General features: G+C 54.5%; 18 protein-coding genes and 1 tRNA gene. 6 read left to right on the forward strand and 13 right to left on the reverse strand.

Annotated features, from left to right (window positions below):
• Positions 1-12: 12 nt before the first annotated feature.
• From lon to WC903_06275, 3 genes are read right to left on the reverse strand one after another with little or no spacing between them, the layout of a single operon-like run.
• Complete coding sequence (gene lon, locus WC903_06265) at positions 13-2,442, reverse strand: endopeptidase La (GenBank protein MFA5893538.1); 2,430 nt, start codon at positions 2,440-2,442, stop codon at positions 13-15.
• Positions 2,442-3,062 (reverse strand): ATP-dependent Clp endopeptidase proteolytic subunit ClpP, encoded by a 621-nt coding sequence (gene clpP, locus WC903_06270; GenBank protein ID MFA5893539.1) that lies wholly within the window; start codon positions 3,060-3,062, stop codon positions 2,442-2,444. Before clpP ends, lon begins: the two co-directional genes overlap by 1 nt.
• Complete coding sequence (locus WC903_06275) at positions 3,059-4,102, reverse strand: trigger factor (protein MFA5893540.1); 1,044 nt, start codon at positions 4,100-4,102, stop codon at positions 3,059-3,061. Before WC903_06275 ends, clpP begins: the two co-directional genes overlap by 4 nt.
• Before the next feature lie 58 nt (positions 4,103-4,160).
• On the opposite strand from WC903_06275, the gene WC903_06280 reads away from it, so the two are divergent.
• Positions 4,161-5,942, forward strand: coding sequence for a phosphoenolpyruvate carboxykinase (GTP) (locus WC903_06280; protein ID MFA5893541.1), 1,782 nt, complete (start codon positions 4,161-4,163; stop codon positions 5,940-5,942).
• On the opposite strand, the gene WC903_06285 is transcribed toward WC903_06280, so the two are convergent.
• The 5 genes from WC903_06285 to WC903_06305 all read right to left on the reverse strand — a co-directional run bounded on the left by WC903_06285 (position 5,931) and on the right by WC903_06305 (position 9,006).
• Positions 5,931-6,719 (reverse strand): class I SAM-dependent methyltransferase, encoded by a 789-nt coding sequence (locus tag WC903_06285; protein MFA5893542.1) that lies wholly within the window; start codon positions 6,717-6,719, stop codon positions 5,931-5,933. The genes WC903_06280 and WC903_06285 overlap by 12 nt on opposite strands.
• A 134-nt stretch (positions 6,720-6,853) precedes the next feature.
• Positions 6,854-7,435, reverse strand: coding sequence for a hypothetical protein (locus tag WC903_06290; GenBank protein ID MFA5893543.1), 582 nt, complete (start codon positions 7,433-7,435; stop codon positions 6,854-6,856).
• 24 nt (positions 7,436-7,459) lie between these two features.
• Positions 7,460-7,846 (reverse strand): hypothetical protein, encoded by a 387-nt coding sequence (locus tag WC903_06295; protein MFA5893544.1) that lies wholly within the window; start codon positions 7,844-7,846, stop codon positions 7,460-7,462.
• Positions 7,847-7,903: 57 nt separating this feature from the next.
• Positions 7,904-8,464: a hypothetical protein gene (locus WC903_06300; protein ID MFA5893545.1), complete on the reverse strand. Its 561-nt coding sequence runs from the start codon at positions 8,462-8,464 to the stop codon at positions 7,904-7,906.
• Between the two features lie 119 nt (positions 8,465-8,583).
• Positions 8,584-9,006, reverse strand: coding sequence for a group I intron-associated PD-(D/E)XK endonuclease (locus WC903_06305; GenBank protein ID MFA5893546.1), 423 nt, complete (start codon positions 9,004-9,006; stop codon positions 8,584-8,586).
• 362 nt (positions 9,007-9,368) lie between these two features.
• Between WC903_06305 and rpoN the strand changes: the two genes are divergently transcribed.
• The 4 genes from rpoN (at position 9,369) to WC903_06325 (ending at position 13,752) form a co-directional block, all read left to right on the forward strand.
• Complete coding sequence (gene rpoN, locus WC903_06310) at positions 9,369-10,715, forward strand: RNA polymerase factor sigma-54 (protein MFA5893547.1); 1,347 nt, start codon at positions 9,369-9,371, stop codon at positions 10,713-10,715.
• On the forward strand, positions 10,712-12,070 hold the full coding sequence (locus tag WC903_06315) for a sigma-54 dependent transcriptional regulator (GenBank protein ID MFA5893548.1): 1,359 nt from the start codon (positions 10,712-10,714) through the stop codon (positions 12,068-12,070). The genes rpoN and WC903_06315 overlap by 4 nt, the downstream gene beginning before the upstream one ends.
• Positions 12,071-12,194: 124 nt before the next feature.
• Positions 12,195-12,530: a hypothetical protein gene (locus WC903_06320; GenBank protein MFA5893549.1), complete on the forward strand. Its 336-nt coding sequence runs from the start codon at positions 12,195-12,197 to the stop codon at positions 12,528-12,530.
• Positions 12,523-13,752, forward strand: coding sequence for a sigma-54 dependent transcriptional regulator (locus WC903_06325; GenBank protein MFA5893550.1), 1,230 nt, complete (start codon positions 12,523-12,525; stop codon positions 13,750-13,752). Before WC903_06320 ends, WC903_06325 begins: the two co-directional genes overlap by 8 nt.
• 60 nt (positions 13,753-13,812) lie before the next feature.
• On the opposite strand, the gene WC903_06330 is transcribed toward WC903_06325, so the two are convergent.
• From WC903_06330 to WC903_06350, 5 genes are all read right to left on the reverse strand, one after another.
• Positions 13,813-13,897: transfer RNA gene (locus WC903_06330), tRNA-Leu, on the reverse strand.
• 70 nt (positions 13,898-13,967) lie between these two features.
• A complete protein-coding gene (locus WC903_06335; GenBank protein ID MFA5893551.1) occupies positions 13,968-14,210 on the reverse strand; it encodes a GIY-YIG nuclease family protein in 243 nt (80 codons plus the stop codon).
• 130 nt (positions 14,211-14,340) lie between these two features.
• Positions 14,341-14,754 (reverse strand): S1 RNA-binding domain-containing protein, encoded by a 414-nt coding sequence (locus tag WC903_06340; protein MFA5893552.1) that lies wholly within the window; start codon positions 14,752-14,754, stop codon positions 14,341-14,343.
• A 116-nt stretch (positions 14,755-14,870) separates the two neighbouring features.
• On the reverse strand, positions 14,871-15,131 hold the full coding sequence (locus WC903_06345; GenBank protein ID MFA5893553.1) for a septum formation initiator family protein: 261 nt from the start codon (positions 15,129-15,131) through the stop codon (positions 14,871-14,873).
• Complete coding sequence (locus WC903_06350; GenBank protein MFA5893554.1) at positions 15,128-15,892, reverse strand: prepilin peptidase; 765 nt, start codon at positions 15,890-15,892, stop codon at positions 15,128-15,130. Before WC903_06350 ends, WC903_06345 begins: the two co-directional genes overlap by 4 nt.
• 72 nt (positions 15,893-15,964) lie before the next feature.
• Between WC903_06350 and WC903_06355 the strand changes: the two genes are divergently transcribed.
• Positions 15,965-17,023: a PilT/PilU family type 4a pilus ATPase gene (locus WC903_06355; protein MFA5893555.1), complete on the forward strand. Its 1,059-nt coding sequence runs from the start codon at positions 15,965-15,967 to the stop codon at positions 17,021-17,023.
• Positions 17,024-17,025 lie beyond the last annotated feature (2 nt).

Consider the following 17,025-nt stretch of genomic DNA (forward strand, 5'->3'; position numbering starts at 1 on the left):
ATCCTCCTAAGTTCAGGCGTACATGGGGGGCGTTTCCGTCCCCGGCAGATATTTTATCGGCTTGGACTTCGCCTTCCCACCGATCTTCCCGGCCAGGGCGAGCGCCAATACTTCAGGCATCTCTTTCGCCAGGTGGATCGTCAGATCGGCCGGGATCTCCTTGCGGATCTCCTCCAGATCTTTCTTGTTCTCTTTGGGAATTATAACACTTTTCACGCCGGCCCTCTTGGCCGCCAGCAATTTCTCCTTGAGGCCGCCGATCGGCAAGATCTTGCCGCGCAGGGTGATCTCGCCGGTCATGGCAATATCACGCCTGACCGGGATGCCGGTCAAAGCCGAAGTCAGCGCTGTAGCGATCGTGATACCGGCGGAGGGGCCATCTTTGGGGACCGCTCCTTCCGGGACATGAAGATGGATGTCGAGCTTGCGGTAGAAATTTTCGTCGAGGCCTAGCTCCTTGGCCCGGGAGCGGACAAAGCTCATCGCCGCTTTGGCCGATTCCTGCATGACGTCTCCCAGTTGGCCGGTCAGGGTCAGCGCCCCCCGCCCCGGCATGACGGTCACCTCGATCGGAACGGTATCGCCACCGACTTCGGTCCAGACCAGGCCGGTCGCCGTCCCCACCTGGTCGACCTCTTCGGCCAAACCAAAGCGGTAGTGCGGCGCCCCCAGATAACCATCAAGGTCGGCCGCCCGGATGACGGTCTTCTTTTCCTCTTTTTCCCGGACGGTCCGGGTGGCGATCTTGCGCAAGATCGTGGCGATCTCGCGTTCCAGGTTACGTACCCCGGCTTCCCGGGTATATTCGCGTACCAAGGCCTGCAGCGCCCCTTCTTCGAACTCGATCTTCGCTTTCTTCAAACCGTGTTTCTCGATCTCCCGGGGGAGCAGATAGCCTTTAGCGATGCCGATCTTTTCCTCTTCGGTGTAACCCGACATCTCAATGATCTCCATCCGGTCCTGGAGCGGCCGGGGGATCGGCTCGCGCGTATTGGCGGTAGTAATGAAAAAGACGTCGGAGAGGTCGAACGGCACTTCCAGGTAATGGTCGGAAAATTCTTTGTTCATTTCCGGGTCGAGCACTTCCAGCATGGCCGAAGCCGGGTCGCCGCGAAAATCGGTCCCCATCTTGTCGATCTCATCGAGCAGGAAGACCGGGTTATTGACCCCGACCTTGTGGATCGATTGGATGACGCGGCCGGGGAGAGAACCGACATAGGTCCGCCGGTGCCCGCGGACTTCCGCCTCGTCGCGGATACCGCCAAGCGACACCCGGGTGAACTTGCGCCCCATCGCCGTGGCGATCGAACGGGCGACCGAGGTCTTGCCGACGCCGGGCGGGCCGACCAGGCAAAGGATCGTCCCCCCCATCTTGCCGGTCAGCTGAAGAACGGCAAAATATTCGAGGATCCGCTCCTTGACCTTGTCCAGGCCAAAATGTTCGGCGTTCAAGATCTTCTCGACCTCGGTGATATCCAGTTTGCTTTTGCTCTTCTTTTTCCAGGGGAGTTCGACCAGCCAGTCAAGATAGGTGCGGATGACCGACGCTTCCGAGACCATCGGCGGCATCTGGTTGAGCCGTTCCAGCTCTTTCTCGGCCCGGGCCTTGATCTCCGGCGGCAGTTTGGCCGCTTCGATCTTTTTGCGGTACTCGGCCAGCTCCGGTTGGGCCCCCTCGTCCTCTTCGCCCAGCTCTTCCTGGATGGCCCGCATCTTTTCCTTGAGGTAATATTCTTTCTGGACCTTCTCGATCTGTTTGCGGACCTTCCCCTGCAGGGTCTTCTCGACGTTCAAGACCTCGATCTCTTTGGCCAGGATATCGGACAGTTTTTTCAGCCGTTTCTCGACCGCCAGGGCTTCCAATATCTCCTGTTTCTCGTCGACCTTCAGGGTCAGGTAAGAAGAGATCAGGTCGGCCAGCCGGCCGGGGTGGTCGACATTGATGATCGACATCAGCGTTTCAGAGGGGATGCGGCGGTTCAGCTTGACATATTGCTCGAACTGCTTGACCAGCGAGCGGACCAGCGCTTCGGCCTCGGCCGAGAACTCCTCCGGCTCGGGGACACGCGAGATCGCCACGCGGTAATAAGGAGCTTCCTGGGTGAACTTCTCTATGCGGACCCGGCAGAGCCCTTCGACCAACACCTTGGTCGTCCCGTCGGGGAGCGCCAGCATCTGGACGATCTCGGCCAGTGTGCCGATCGTGCAGAGGTCCTTCGGCCCCGGCTCTTCGACCTCTTCGTTCTTCTGGGAGGAAAAGACGACCAGCTTCTCTTTGGCCAGGGTATCTTCCAGCGCCTTGATCGACTTGCTGCGGCCGATGAACAGCGGGACGATCATCTGGGGAAATACGACCATGTTGCGCAGGGGGATCAGCGGCAGCTCTTCCCGCCATTCGCCAAGCTTACCTTGCTTGTTCTTGTCGGGTTTCTGTTCGGGCATTACTTCTTCTTTTCGCCCGGTTTTTCTTTCAGGGAGGTGATGACCAGGTCGATCAGGCCGTATTTGACCGCTTCCTCGGCGCTCATGTAAAAGTCACGGTCGGTATCCTTTTCCACCTTGGCCAGTGTTTGGCCGGTATGCTTGGCCAGGATCTCATTGAGCAATCTTTTCATCCGCAAGATCTCCTGGGTCTGGATCTCGATATCGGTCGCCTGCCCCTGCGCCCCGCCGAGCGGCTGATGGATCATGATCCGGGCGTTCGGCAAGGCAAACCGTTTCCCCTTATCTCCGGCCGCCAGGAGGAGCGCCCCCATGCTGGCCGCCTGGCCGATACAGATCGTCGAGATCGGCGCTTTGATGTATTGCATGGTATCGTAGATCGCCATGCCGGCGGTCACCACCCCGCCCGGAGAATTGATATAGACATTGATATCCTTGGCCGAATCCTCGGCCACCAGGAAAAGAAGCTGGGCAATGATCAGGTTGGCCACGTCATCGTCGACCGGCCCGCCGACAAAGAGGATCCGCTCTTTGAGCAGCCGGGAATAGATATCGTAAGCCCGCTCGCCGCGGGGCGACTGCTCGACCACCATCGGGATAAGCTGTGTTTTTTCGATCATGCCTTGGCCTCCTCTTGCTTGATGTTCGCCTTCTCAATAATGAAGTTGAGGGCTTTTTGCCTTAAAAGATAATCGGTCATGAAACTGCGCCCTTCCGGGCCGACCCGCGCCATAATCTCTTCGCTCTTTTCACCGCTCGTGTCAGCCATGGCTTTGATCTCCGCCTGGTATTCCTCGTCGGAAATTTGCAGCTGCTCCGTCTCCGCGATCGTTTTCAGGACAACTTTCCCCCTGACCCGCGCTTCCGCCGCCGGTTTCATCTCCTGATGGAGGGCGGTCCCGTCTTTCTTGGCCCCTTTGAGGTAATCTTCCAGGGTCAGGCCGCTCTGGGCCAGGGAAGAGCGGAGTTCATCGAGCATGACTTCGACCTCCCGCTCGATCATCGCCCCGGGAAGGTCAATTTCGGCCGCCCCGCCAACGGCCGTGATCGCCTGGTTCTTGAGATCGGCTTCGGCCGACGCTTTCTTCTCCGCCAGCATCGAATTTTGCAGTTCGGCTTTCAGTTCCGCCAGCGTGCCGAACCGGCTGACCTTTTTGGCGAATTCATCGTCTAAGGGGAACAACTCTTTCTCACCCTCGGCCTTGACCGCGGCAAAGCGCTCTTGCAGGTGACCGAGCATATGGACGACCTCATTTTCGGTCACGGTCGTCGGGTGTTTGGTCAACTTGAGCCCTTTATAATTGCCCAGCTTGGCCATGGGATAGACCTCGACCTTCGCTTTAAAAATAAAAGGCTTACCCTCCGCCTGCTGGACGACTTCTATGTTTGGGTAATCGACCGGATCGATCTTAGCCAGGTCGATCAACTGGGGATAGAGCTCGGCGATCAGGTCCTGGGCCGCCAGATGCGAAACATACTCGCGGTTGAGCGCCCGCTCGATCATTTCCTGGGGGGCCTTCCCCGGCCGGAAACCGGGAAGCTTAACCTCTTTACCGGCCTGGAGGAGCGCTCCGGCAAAGCTTTTTTGGAAAAGGGAATACTCCACCTCGACCTCGAGGGTGACCAGGTTCCCTTCACGTTTTTGGGCGAGGAGCTTCATGGCCTATAGATTATACTAAATTGGCAGAAAAGTTGCAATGTGATATAATCGAGTCGTTATGTCGACCAAACACAAGGAACTGACCCGCTGGGTCAAGGAATGCGCCGAATTATGCAAGCCCGACCGGATCGTCTGGTGCGACGGGTCGGAACCGGAAAAGGTCCGCCTGGAAAAAGAGGCCGTCAAGAGCGGCGAACTGATCCGGCTTAACCAGAAAAAGCTCCCCGGCTGCACCTATCATCGGACCGCCCAAAACGATGTCGCCCGGACCGAACATCTGACCTTCATCTGCACCAGCAGTAAACGGGACGCTGGGCCGACCAATAACTGGCTGTCACCGGCGGACGGTTACAAGCGCGCCGGCGAGATATTCAAGAGCTCAATGCGCGGTCGGACCATGTACGTTATCCCTTTCTCGATGGGGCCGGTCGGTTCCCCCTTCAGCAAGATCGGCGTCGAACTGACCGACAGCATCTACGTCGTCCTCAATATGCAGATCATGACCCGGATGGGGAAAGCGGTCCTCCAGCAACTGGAAAAGACCAACGGCAATTTTACCCGCTGCCTCCACAGCAAAGCAGACCTCGACGTTGACCGGCGGCTGATCCTCCACTTTCCGGAGGATAACACTATCTGGAGCGTCGGCTCCGGTTATGGCGGCAACGTACTCCTCGGTAAGAAATGCCTCTCTTTGCGGATCGGCAGTTACCTGGGACAAAAAGAGGGTTGGCTGGCCGAACATATGCTGATCATGGGAGTTGAAGACCCGTCCGGTTTTGTCTCTTACATCGCCGCTGCTTTTCCCTCCGCCTGCGGCAAGACAAATCTAGCGATGCTCCTGCCGCCGGAAGGGTTGAAACGGAAAGGATACCGGATCTGGACAGTGGGCGATGATATCGCCTGGATGCGGATCGATACCGACGGCAAACTATGGGCGGTCAACCCCGAATATGGCCTGTTCGGCGTCGCCCCGGGGACCAACACCAAGACCAATCCGAACATCATGGCCGCCATCCGGAAGAACACGATCTACACCAACGTCCTGTTAAAGAAAGATAAAACTGTCTGGTGGGAAGGGGGCGATCCGCCGGTCCCGACCGACGGGATCAACTGGCAGGGCCTGCCTTGGAAACCGGGTCAGGTAGACGAAATGCGCGCCCCCGTCCTGGCCGCGCATCCCAACGCCCGCTTCACCGTGCCGATCCAGAACGTCCCGTCAATCACCAACCGGCTGGAACATCATCACGGCGTGCCGATCTCGGCGATAATTTTTGGCGGCCGCCGCGCCCGGCTCGCCCCGCTGGTCTATGAGTCATTTGACTGGCAGCATGGTGTTTTTGTCGGCGCCACGATGGCCTCGGAACGGACCGCCGCCCAATTTGGCAAACAAGGTGAAGTGCGCCGCGATCCGATGGCGATGCTCCCCTTCTGCGGTTACAACATGGGAGATTACTTCAAACATTGGCTGGCCATGGGGGAAAAGATGGCCGCGCCGCCGAAGATCTTCAACGTCAACTGGTTCCGCAAAGATGATGAGGGCCATTTCCTCTGGCCCGGTTTTGGCGAGAACCTCCGCGTCCTGGAATGGATCATCAGCCGCTGTAAGCACGAGGTGGAGGCGGTCAAAACGCCGATCGGCTACCTGCCGCACGAGAACGACATCGACCTGACCGGCCTGCGGATCCCGCGGGAGAACATGAACAAACTGCTGGCGATCAGCAAGCAGGACTGGAAAGAAGAAGCCGCCTCGGTCCAGGAATTCTTTGACAGCTTCGGCAAAGACCTGCCGAAAGAGATGTCCACAGAACTGAAAAGTCTAATACGAAGATTAAGCAAATAGCTTGATCGCGGCCAGAGCCAGGAACAGCGGGATCTCTCCCCTAATTTGGTCTTCCGCTTTTTTCATCGGACCAGGGATGCTTTTACGGTGCGAAACCCACTCTTCCAGCTGATCGACGACCAGCCCATTCTCCGCCAGGGTTTTAAAATATCTGGAAAGCGGTCGATGGAAAGTCCAGGTCTCGATGCTTGGATCGTAACCCGGATGCATCTTGATCGGGACTTTCTGGGCGGACATATAACTATCGATCCGCCGGAACTGCGCCTTTTTCTCTAGATCGACCACCCAACTGCTTTGCTTGGGGACCCGGAAACAGGGGTGGTTCAAGACGAGCAACAGCCGCCCCTCTTTTTTCAACACCCGTCCCATCTCTTTGATCGCGGCCTCGAGCGGGTCGATATTCATGATCGCCATGATACAGCTGACCGCGTCAAAGCTCCCGGCCGGGAAGATTTTCAGATCGGTCGCGTCAGCCGTTAAATATTTGATGTCAGACGAACGCTTTTGGGCGGCCTTAATCAATCCTTTGGCCGTATCAATACCTGTAACGTCTGCCCCTTTTTCCCGCAACCTACGGGCGAACACCCCCTGGCCGCAAGCGACATCGAGGATTTTTTCACCTTTTTGGGGATCGAGCATAGCGAGCGCGCCGGGGATGATCACGTTCTGGTGGTAGTCCGACCCTTTCTCTCCCACCAGCCGGTCATACCAGGACGAAACCTTGTTCCAGCTGGTGTCTTTCTTGGGCTTTGGCTTAAAGTGGTGTTGGCGAGGCATAAACCATTATAAAACTTCCAACCTCAAACTTCAAACATCCAAACAAATCAGAAATCCGAAATACCAAACTTCAAATGCTTAAGTTTTTATATCTAAGATTGGCAAAAGGGAAGAAATCGCAATGTGAGAAGCACCTATTTTTTTCTTCTTTTCTTTGAGGTTGTTAATCTGGATACTATTTTACTTAATTTATCTTCGAGCACAGCTACTTTAGCAGCAAGGCTGGCATTCTCATCGAGAATCAGTTTAAGAATAAAAGCTTGATGGTCGTTCACATGTTCTTCAATTAACCGATTTTTCTTGTCAAATTTCCTCACTTCAACATCCCCATCAAATTCATGACGATGCCTATGCATGAACCTCCTATTAACAAAGCCCCAGGCTTGCATTATTTGCCGTATCAAGCCGATTAGACCAGAGACATATAATATATTTACTAATATTTCAGGACCAGTTTCATGTTCAACAAAAACAAGAACATTGTTGTTATTATCGGAGATAACATGAGCATTCCCCAGGAATTGCCCATTAATTCTCGAAACATTTAACCCCGATTCTCTCGTTACATGATTTATGAAATTATTATATTCGGAGCTGTTCACACAATGTTCCCTTATCTTAAGAGAAACGACGTCTTGGATTGTTCCCCTGCCCAAAACAGATAGTGCGCTATTGTATTTATCTATAAAAGATTTTGTCCTATAGTCTTTAATCATAGTAATTCGCTCCCTTATTGACGGCTACTTGACGAAGAAAACGATATAAACACACACGATAGCAACTATAATAAACAATACCGCAAATATTCTGAGCAGCAAAGATAACACTCCAACATCTGGCGCAACTTTAAGCCCTAAGTTATCCCTAATGTCAAAAACTTCTTGTCGTATACACTTCATAAGATGTGCTCCATAAAAAAAGAAACCTGCAAAGGCAAGGCTCATGAACAAAGGAAGCATCAAAGAGTATTGAATATTTGTAATTTTATGGTTGGCAAAGTAAAAAGAAAAAATCGCCCCTGTGACAGCATAGTAAAAGACATTCAATTCAAGCACAAGCTTCATATAAAATTTAAATAGATCAACATTTTGAGAGTATTGCTTCCAAAGTATTTCTGTTTTATCCATGATGGCCCTCCTCCATTGGCTATGCAATTATGAATTAGAGCGATTCCCAATACAAGTTCATCTCAAACTAACAATATAATCCTTCTTGTCTTCAAGATAAATAGCATGAACCTTGCTTGGGTAGTCATTGCCAACCTTATTCAAGAGCTTTATTATTTCGCCTACCCCAACATTATATAGCTTGTTATTTTTACAGAAATCCGATGACAAAATTACACCGCCTAGCCCTCCCGATTCCTCAAACCATAAGATAAACACATAGCTGTGCATAAACAAATTACATACATTTTTGACTTTATAAGTTTCTCGTACAGCATCATCCAAGTTATACAATTCCTCAATTTTATGCCGGTTATAATATGTTACCCCTTTTCCTTTTGAGCGGTAAGTATAAACAATAATTTTACTGTCTGTTGTTGAATCAGCAATCTTTTTAGATTCAATAAGCTTCCTAATCACAAAAAACGAAAAAAACATCTCTTTTTCAATGTTGGCTAGAGACCTTTCAGAAAACCGTTTTTGTTGCCTTCTTTTCTTTAGATTTTTGGCAATTTTAAGTAGATCGTCTTTCCAATACGAAGATTCATGAATCACACGCCCACCTCCTATCTCTGTCATTAATAGTCGTTAGTTTTCTCCTTTTTATTGTGTTGTTCCTTCAAGCATCTCAAATACTAGTGCTTCTTGATTTTTTAGGCTGGAAATTGGGTTCTGGAAATTGTAGCCTTCAAACTACCCTATACAGACAACAAGTCCCAGCGTTCCCGATATTTGCTAGCTTGAGGTTGGCGTTGTCTTTTTTTCGTCTCGACCAGACTGATCGTACTGCCATAACTGTTGAAAACTGCCGCGGGCATAATATAATATACTTCGCCTTCGTCAACATATAAGATCGCAAAGTCAAAATCGTCAGCGGTGTAACGTTCGCGCCGCATTACTCTCCGGTTCGTTTTAGTCCTGCGCACATCGACCGCAAAATAATCCTTGGCACGAACAGGCCACGCGCTTTTAATTTGGATACGGAGAAGTTTGCCATTCAGGTCAATGGCCACATCATAGGGGAGACGATCTCCAACAGGATGTAATACCCTGAAGCCTCGCCGGAGTAGTTCAGTCACCACCGCGGATTCCGCAATATCTGCTTTTAGTTTTGTATCCATGGAATAAAATAGGTTACAACTCTACAAAAAAATAGCGGGGGCAGGATTTGAACCTGCGACCTTCAGGTTATGCTTATCTCTGCGGTTTTCACCGCTCCCGATATTATTCGGGATTTGTGATCTGGACTATGCCTTATCCCTTTTGGGGATCCCGCCGTCTAGTCTCTACACCTTCTCCGATTTTCATCGGAGCTTGGCTCGGCGTTACCATTCCGTTTTGCAACGGCTTAAGGCTTCACCGAATTTGACGGGTAATCTCATCAGCCGTTCCCAGCTGAAGCGCCCAAATTGAGCCTGACGAGCTACCAGACTGCTCCACCCCGCGTTACGCCACTAGGCGCGATGCGTGATATAATTATAGCATGGTCGAACTTCGGCTACAAGCTGAACTGAAACAAACGCTCGAGCTGCTGCTCGCCCCGCGCTTGATCCAGATGCTGAAGGTCCTTAGCCTCCCCTATTTGGAAGCGGTCGAGGCGGTCTCCCGGGAAGCCGAAGAGAACGTCCTGCTCGACGTTGAACGGCAGGATGAATACGTCGAATTTCTCCGTTTTCTCACCTCCGACCGCAAGATCAAGCAGGAGGCCGACTTCAACGATCTCCCCGGTTTGAAAAACATCGGCCAGACCGAAAAGACCCTGGAAGCCCACCTCCTCGACCAACTGGAGATGGCCGACTTGGAAACCAAACAGAAAGAGATCGCCCGCGAGATGATCGGCAACATCGACGACCACGGCTACCTCCTCGCCTATCCCCGGCTGCGCGACAAGATCATGGCTCAATTCGACGTCTCCCGCCCGACAGTCGACAAGGTCTTGAAGATCGTCCAGGGGTTCGAGCCGGAAGGGGTCGGCGCCCGCGACCTGCAAGAATGCCTCCTCCTCCAGATCGAGGCCTATGATTTTGAGAACGAGGAGCTGGAGAAGATCTTGACGGAGGTCGTGACCCACCACCTGGAGGCGGTCGATTCGCAAGACGCCAAAAAGCTCGCCGCCAGCCTGGGGGTCCCGGAAAGCGGCGCGGCAGAGATCATTAACTACATCAAGAACAACCTCAACCCCTACCCGGGCGCTTCGTTCGGCCAGGCGACCTGCCACGTTATCCCCTCTTTCGCGGTCGAGGCGACAGCTAAAGGATTTGCCGTCGTTAATTTGGAAAAACGCTATGGACCGATCGTGAAACTATCCCCCCACTACCTCAAACTACTGGACGACCCAAAGACGGACGCCAAGACCAGGGAGTACCTCCAGGCCAAGCTGAAAAGGGCCCGGGAGCTGATGGAGGATTTCGCAAAAAGAAGTGAAACTCTGGAAAAGATCGCTCGAAAGATAATTGACTCCCAACCGGAGTTTTTGGCCAAAGGGGCGGCTTGGTTGCGGCCTCTCACCCAAAAGTCTCTGGCGGAAGAGTTCGGTCTCCACCCGTCGACGATCTCGCGGACAGTATCCGGGAAATATGTGCAGACGCCGCAAGGGTTGTTCCCCTTAAGGTTCCTCTGCCCGCGGGGGCCAAAAGGGTTGACGGTCGCCCGGCTCAAGGCACTGCTCAGCGAAGTGATCGCCGGGGAGGACAAGGCGCAGCCGCTGTCGGATGAAGCGGTGACGAAAGTATTACTGACCCGAGGGGCCCGGATCGACCGTCGCACCACGGCTTACTACCGCCAAGAGCTAAAGATACCGAACGCGGCGGAAAGAAGCAAACAAAAATGATGATGAATACCCGGCCGAAGATCTTGGTGGTCGACGACGAAAAGAGCATGCGCGATTCCATGCATATGCTGCTGCGGGACCGCTATGAAGTATTGCTGGCCGAGAACGGGCGCGACGCCATCAAGCTGGTCAAACAACACACTATCGATCTGGTACTCCTCGACATCCGCCTCCCCGAGATCGACGGCCTGGAGGTCCTCCGCCTCATCAAAGGGATCGACGACTCGATCGAAGTGATCATGGTCACCGCGGTCATCACCGTCGGCCGGGCGGTGGAAGCGATCCACGCCGGCGCCTACGACTACCTCACCAAGCCGTTCGACATCGGGGCGCTGACCGAACAGGTCGAGAAGATCATCGAGAAACGCGCTCTCTCCAAGGAAAACGTCTCCCTCAAACGGCTGATCGAGTCCGATTACCAGTTCGAGCGGATCGTCGGCAAAAGCCAGGCCATTCGCGAGGTCTTCCGGGTGATCGGCGACGTCGCTAATAGCAACGCCACCGTCCTGATCACCGGGGAATCGGGGACCGGCAAGGAGCTGGTCGCCCGCGCCATCCACAACCGAAGCCCGCGGCAGGCCAAGCTTTTCGTCGCCCTCAACTGCGCGGCCATCCCGGAAAACCTGCTCGAATCGGAACTGTTCGGCCACGAAAAAGGGTCGTTCACCGGGGCAGTCGAACGCCAGATCGGCAAGTTCGAGATCGCGAGCGGCGGAACGATCTTCCTCGATGAGATCGGCAGTCTCCCCCTTCCCATGCAGGCCAAGATACTCCGCGTCATCCAGGAGAAAGAGCTCGAGCGGCTCGGCGGCAGCCGGCCGATACCGGTCGATGTCCGGATCATCGCCGCTTCCAACGCCAACCTGCGCGAAGAGATAAAGCAGCGCCGGTTCCGTGAAGATCTCTTCTACCGCATCAACGTTATCCCGATCGTCCTGCCGCCGCTGCGCGAACGGCGGGAAGATATCGGCCTGCTGGCCGAACATTTCCTGCGCAAGTATAACCGGGAATTCGCCAGGAAACTGCCAGGTTTCCGTAAGGAGACCCTCGCCCTGCTCGCCGCTTATGACTGGCCGGGGAATGTCCGGGAGTTGGAGAACCTGGTCGAGCGCCTGGTCGTCCTGACTAAGAGCGGCCAGATCGGGAGCGAAAAGCTCCCGCCGGAGATCCGGGGTGAGCTCGCCTGCCTCCCGGGGGCGAATGAGGTCCGGCTTAACTCTGCCCTCAAGAAATTTGAATCAGAATTCATCAAACAGGCGCTCGAAAAGGCCGGTGGCAACAAGGGTGACACGGCTAAACAACTCGGCATCCACCGCAACACCCTGCGCAACCTGGAAAAAAAGCTCAAACTGTAACCCCTCCCCTGAACTGCACTTCCGGTAGTGCAGACTCCGGTTGAATTGCCCTCGCACCTGTGCTAAATTAGCCCTTTAGGGCTGGTAATAAGATTGCTTCATTACCAGCGGAGGTGAGCTAACAATGAAGACAGAGATCAGACCAGAAAAATGGACACCGGGCGGGGATATCTTGCCGCTATTGTTCGGCCGGGAAATGGACGAGGCTCCGGACCAGAAAGAGCTGAAAAAACTGGAGTTATTCGAGAAAGGGCTGGCCCGAGAGATCAAGGCCGGCGACACGATCGAAGCCGCGATCACCAAGATGGTCCGGATGGCCCTGGCCGCCGAGTTCGGCGCCTCGTTGGTTACCGCCAAGGGGGCCCGGCCGATGGTCGAAACGATCACCCGGGCGATCATGAGCGATGCCCAGCTGCGCAAACAGGCGCTGGTCATCATCGGACGATTCGCCAATGAATAAGATCCTGATCGTCGATGACGAGCTGTCAATCCGTGAATCTTTTACCCTGATCCTGGAAGGTAAATATCAGCTGGTCACCGCCGCTTCCGGTGAAGTGGCGCTCAAGCAGGTGGCCGACCAGCAGATCGACCTGGTCTTCCTTGATGTCCGGATGCCGGGGATGGACGGGCTGGAGACCCTCCGCCGGATCAAGGCGCTCGACCCCTCGGTCAGCGTGGTCATGGTCACCGCGGTCAACGAAGTCCAAAAAGCGAGCGAAGCGATCAAAGCCGGCGCCCGCGATTACCTCATCAAGCCATTCGACGTCTCTACCATCCTCAAAATGACCGCCGGGGTCTTGCGGCGCAAGGCCCTGCTGGTCGAAGGGGCGGAGATCCAGGCCGAGAACCACGGACGGAAAGCCACCCTGATCGGCCAGAGCGACAACCTGCAGCGGGTCCGCCAACAGATCAAGGAGTTGAGTCGCAAAGAGCTGCGCGTTTTAGTGCTGGGCGAGCCGGGTACGGAAAAAGAGACAGTCGCCACCCTCCTCCATGAAGGGAGCCCCCGGGCCGACCGGCCCTTCTTCCCCCTCGCCCTCCCCGCCGGGCTCTCACCGGCCGCCGCCAAAGCGAAATTTTTCGGCGAGGGACGCGGGACGACCATCATCGACCTGAAAAAAATGGGCGGCTGGCTCGACGGGACCAGAGGCGGCACGCTCTTCCTGGACCACGTTGAGAACCTGCCGGAAAATATCTTTGCCGGACAAGAGGTCGAAGTGAGACTGATCGGTGGCAGCAGCCGGCCCGCTCTGGCCGAAAGCGGGCGGGAGCTCTACGACTACTTTGGCGAAGGGGTCATCACTTTGCCGCCGTTGCGCGAACGGCTCTCCGACCTCCCTTTACTGATCAATCATTACTTGGCCAAATTCAACGACCGCTACGGCAAGGAGATCGAGAAATTAACGCCGGAAGTCGAAGAGCTCTTTTCCAATTATCCCTGGCCGGGGAACCTGGCCGAGCTGGCAGCGACCCTGGAGAGGCTGGTCCTGACCGTCCAGTCCGGACCGATCACCGCGGAAGAGTTGCCGATCGACTTTTTGCTGTCGGGGAGCGTCCCCTACGGAGCCGATTACCTGGCGCTGTTCGAGAAGGCTTACGTGGAAAAAGTGTTGCGCGATACCCGCCAGGACAAGGAAAAAGCCGCGGCCATCCTCCAGGTCAAACCCGCGCTGCTGCCTTAAATATGCCTGGGGCCGGAATCGAACCCGCCTTCGGCGGGCAAGCCGGCATGGTCTAAAGAATGCCGCGGGCCGGAATCGAACCGGCATGGCTTATTCGGCCGAGGGATTTTAAGTCCCTTGCGTCTACCAATTCCGCCACCGCGGCACTAAGGATGGGCTACCAATTCCGCTTTACCCGCCCACCAGCCTAGAGGCTGTTGGCGGGCACCGCGGCGTTACTTATTTAACAATAATACAATTGTCTCGCGGCCAATCCCAGTTTTAAAGAATTTCTCCCTTTTTCTTGCCTCATCCCGTGTTGGAAACATCTCATGATAAAGCAATTTCAAGGGGGCCCGACTTTTAGTCGATTGCACGCCACCAGCATTATGTTTTTTAATTCTTCCCTCCAAATTGGCTGTCATCCCAATATAAAGGTTATTGTCCTTCAAGCTTTGAAGAATATAAACATAATACATCCCAAATCACCCCCAACCCCAACCGAAAAAAAGCTTATGTCCCTTGCGCCCGCCTTCGGCGGGTAAATCTACCAATTCCGCTTTACCCGCCCGTCGGATTAACCGACAGTGGCGGGCACCCAGGCACCAATTAAGCTCGCGGTTTCTTCTTCTTCTTCCCCGTCTGTTTCACTTCGAGGTTTCGCTTGAAATCGACTAATTTCTCTTCACTCTGCTTCAGGAAATTAGTGATCTTGTCCTCAAAACTTCCCGGCGCCGGTTTATTGGAATCGTCCCGGGCAGTGCGTTTCGGCCGGTACTGCCAGACTGGCTTGCCAACCTGTTTAATGGATAAGTCGAACTTCCCGTCCTTCGTTACTCCGATGATCCGGACCTTGACAACCTGGCCAAGCACGAGATGCTTGGTAATATCTGTGACATAACCTTCGGCGATCTGGGAAATATGGACCAGTCCCACCTTGCTCTCCGGCAGCTCGATAAAAGCGCCGAATTTGGTGATGTTGGTCACCTTCCCTTCGATCTCCTGATTTATTTCTATCGGCAAAAAAAATTCACCCCCTATTCGGAAAATGACTAATGTCTAATGACTAATGGTGGTATTTAATTAAAATCCGGATTAAAAAATCCTTCATTAGTCATTAGTAATTCGTCATTAGTCATTTATTTTACGACCTTGTAGGCTGTTTCACCCTGTTTGATCAAGCCGAGACGGGTCCTGGCCAGTTCTTCGATCAAGTCATCACCCTTGAGCCTGGTCAGCCGGTCGGCCAATTCGCCGGCTTTGGCCTCTTCCGCGCTGACCGCCCGAGCCAGGCGCCCCTCTACCTTTTTCAACTCCAGCTGGTCAATTATATCCTGACGGATGAGAAAAATAAAGTAGGCGACCAGTAAACCGAACAGGAGCCAACCAAGCCTTTTCATAATAAAAAACCGAGATACCAGTTGATGATCGCCGGGCCAAAGAAGAGGGCGACCACCCCCCCGGCAGCTAGCGCCGGGCCAAAAGCGACATACTGGCCCATTTTAACTCGCCGCGCCGCCAGCAGGAGAGTGAGGACGACTGCGGCCATAAAATAACCGAGAAAAATAGCCAGCAAACCGCCAACCCAACCAAGCCCGGCACCCAGGGCGGCCGCCAGTAAGGGGTCCCCTTCTCCCAGCACCTCTTTCCGATAGTACAGCTTGCCCAGCCAACCGATCAAAAAAAGGAGTAAGTAACCACCCCCCAGACCAAGCAACGAGGATAAGAATGGCCAGGGGAAACCGAGCCAGAGATGGTACAACAAGCCGGCGGCCGCCGCGGTCAGGATGGCCGAGTCGGGGATCAATTGCGTTTCCAGGTCGATAAAAAAGATCACGATCATGACCGACAGGAAAACGAATTGGAAAAGCAGTTGCGGATAATTCGGCCCGGTCAGGCTAAAAGCAAAGGCGAAACCGGCCGCGGTCAGCCCCTCGACCAGCGGATAGCGCCGGGAGATCGGCGCCCGGCAATAGCGGCAGTTACCTCCCAACCAGAGATAACTGAACAAGGGGACCAGGTCGAACGGCGCCAGCCGGTTTTGGCAGGCCGGGCAATGCGAGGGGGGAAAAGCAAGCGACTCGCCCTGGGGGAGACGATGGATACACACGTTAAGGAAACTGCCGACGACAGCGCCGCAGACGAACCAGAAATAGATCACTAAAGCGTTAACCTTGACATTGGGGTACGGAAATTATATAGTAGCCGTTGGGTAAAGTCAAAAAGGTGAAAAATGGACATTAAAAACCTTCTGCTCGAACTCAACAAAGCCAAAGCCTCTGATCTGCTGCTGGCCGCGGGCAACCCCGCCTGTCTCCGGATCAATAATGCCCTGGTCAAAATAGAAGACCGGCCGCTGACTCCGGCCGAAGTCGAGGCGCTGATCACCCCGATCATCCGGCCGGAAGAAATGGAAGAATTCAAGCAGGTCAAGGAGCTCGATACCTCTTACGAGGACGAGCAGAGCCGCTACAGGATCAATCTTCACTTTCAGCTCGGCTCGATCGGCGCGACTATCCGCCTCGTCCCGAAAAAGATCCCGACGCTCGAAGAACTGCACCTCCCCAAGGCCGCTAATGATTTTACCGAACTGGGCCGCGGACTGGTCCTGATCACCGGCCCGACCGGCTGCGGTAAATCAACCACCCAGGCGGCCATGATCGATCTGATCAACTCGACCCGCGCCTGCCACATCATCACGATCGAGGACCCGATCGAGTTTGTCCACACCCCGAAGCTCTCGATCATTGAACAACGCGAAGTCGGGTTTGACACCGCTTCGTTCGGCGAAGGGCTCAAGCGCGTCCTCCGCCAGATCCCCGACGTCATCCTGGTCGGCGAAATGCGCGACCTGGAATCTATCCAGATGGCGATCACCGCCGCCGAGACCGGCCACTTGGTCATTTCGACCCTGCACACCCAGGACGCTGTCCAGAGCATCGACCGGATGATCGACGTCTTCCCGCCCCACCAGCAGGGCCAGGTCAGGACCCAGCTCTCGATGACCCTCCAGGGTATCCTTTCCCAGCAGTTGATCCCGCGCCAAGACGGCGGCGGGTTGGTCGGCGCCTTTGAGCTGTTGATCGCCACTTCAGCCATCCGCAATATCATTCGCAAGGGAGCGACCCAGGACATCTACACGATGATCGAATTGGGCGGCAAACTCGGCATGGAAACGATGGACAACTCCATCTTCCAGCTCCTCCAAAAAGGGCTCATTTCCAAAGATATGGCGCTGTCCTACGCGGTCAGCCAGGAACGGCTCTTAAAATTGATCAACGCGAAGAGCTAGGC

The sequence above is a fragment of the Candidatus Margulisiibacteriota bacterium genome, assembly GCA_041658645.1.
GTDB lineage: Bacteria > Margulisbacteria > WOR-1 > O2-12-FULL-45-9 > XYB2-FULL-48-7 > JBAZZV01.